Below are 548 nucleotides of genomic sequence, written 5' to 3'. Positions count from 1 at the left end.
GAACCAGGACCCTAGAAGTGCACACTACTGGCAACCTCGTCGCTGACACCATCTGCCGCACCGCTGAGAAAAGGATTGACCATCACGGACGCCTCGGACGCCGGCCCGTTCACCGTCATCGACGCAGCTCCGATGGCCGTCGACGATTAGTGCCCTGGCTGCAAACATGCAGGTGTGTTGCGAGATCACGTCACCCAGCAGCTGGTGGACCTGCCGGTCGTCGGCTTCCCGACGCGACTTCACGTCCGTGTTCCGCGGTTCACTTGCGCCAACGATGCCTGCGGCCGGAAGATTTTCCAGGCTTCACTGGCGTGTTCTGACGATGGGGCGAAACTGGCCCACCGGGTGACTCGCTGGATTGTGCAATGCCTGGCCATCGACCGCATGACTCTCTCAGCGACTGCGAAAGCCCTAGGTGTCGGGTGGCAGTTGGTCAACAAGATCGCGGTTCAGGCGTGCCGCAACCTTGTCTACGACTCCGGCGATCACCTCGCTGACGTGCGGATACTAGGGGTCGATGAGCACGTGTGGAAACACACCCGCCGTCC

1 pseudogene is annotated in these 548 nt (G+C 61.7%); it reads left to right on the top strand.

The annotated features are described in order from the left end of the window. Positions 1-17: 17 nt before the first annotated feature. A pseudogene (locus ACT3TD_RS14835) lies at positions 18-548 on the top strand (transposase family protein); the annotation flags it as partial.

The sequence above is a fragment of the Corynebacterium sp. AOP36-E1-14 genome, from assembly GCF_052377495.1.
Taxonomy (GTDB): Bacteria; Actinomycetota; Actinomycetes; order Mycobacteriales; family Mycobacteriaceae; genus Corynebacterium.
This window is presented reverse-complemented; position numbering and strand designations above follow the sequence as displayed.